Genomic DNA, 1,049 nt, shown 5'->3' with positions numbered 1-1,049 from the left:
CTAGAGTCTGTTTCATAAGCTGCGGCCGGATAACCACAGGTTGATCGCGGCGACGCGGACGGTTGCCAGGTAGCGGACAGCGAGTTTGTCATACCGGGTCGCGACTGCCCGGTGCTGTTTGAGCCGATTGATCGTGCATTCCACGGCATGCCGCAGGGCATACAACCCCTGATCGAAGGCTGGCGGCCGGCCACCGGTAGCGCCTTTGGCCGCGCGATGCGCGGCCTGATCCAACTTGATCGGGATGGTCGCCTTGATCCCGCGTGCTCGCAGGTAAGCACGGTTCGCCGCCGACGAATAGGCTTTATCGGCCAGGACCCGGTCCGGCCGAGACCGGGTGCCACCCACGCCGAGTCGCGGCACTCGGATCTCGCCGAGCACCGCCGTGAACTGCGGGCAATCGGCCCACTGACCAGGTGTGACGATCAGCGCCAGCGGACGCTGGCGCTGATCGGCGGCCAGGTGCAGTTTCGTAGACAACCCGCCACGCGACCGTCCGAGACCGTGGTCGGCGGGTTCGACGTCCAAACCGGCCGCCGACTCGACCTGACGATGCGGGTCGCGGCGCGCGCCGGCTGCGTGCTGGTGGGCACGGGCGATGGTGGAGTCCACGCTCACCGTCCACTCGATCCCGCCTGCCGCATCAGCGTGGGCCTGCAGCGCGGTCAGCAACGATTCCCAGGTTCCATCGCGCTGCCAGCGACGGAACAACCCATACACGGTCTGCCACGGCCCATACACCGTCGGAAGGTCACGCCACGGACTGCCGGTGCGGATCCGCCACCGGATCCCGTCGATCAACCTGCGTTTCGACCACCGCGGCGGTCGACCGGCCTTCATACCGGCAGGTAGGAGCGGTTTCAGCTTCGCCCACTGGGCATCGGTCAAATCCGCACGGCAGCTCGCCGTTACGCTGTTCACGAGGTCTCCGGTGTTCAGTTGGATCTTGGTCGATCAACCAGTTACCGGAGACCTCGCCACATCACCAACTTCTCCACCCGGACAACGGGTTCCGCCCCACAACTCGGGCGCTTATGAAACAGGCTCTA

At 65.7% G+C, this 1,049-nt stretch carries 1 protein-coding gene; it reads right to left on the bottom strand.

Annotated elements, in window-relative coordinates; all coding sequences use genetic code 11:
* Nucleotides 1-12 precede the first annotated feature (12 nt).
* On the bottom strand, nucleotides 13-921 hold the full coding sequence (locus ACFWPH_RS34740; protein WP_378756558.1) for an IS5 family transposase: 909 nt from the start codon (nucleotides 919-921) through the stop codon (nucleotides 13-15).
* Between the last annotated feature and the right edge of the window lie 128 nt (nucleotides 922-1,049).

Origin of the sequence: Nocardia sp. NPDC058499 (genome assembly GCF_042719915.1) — a bacterium.
Taxonomy (GTDB): Bacteria; Actinomycetota; Actinomycetes; order Mycobacteriales; family Mycobacteriaceae; genus Nocardia.
Note: the sequence above shows the minus strand (reverse complement) of the source record. Positions and strands in the feature narration are given on the sequence as shown.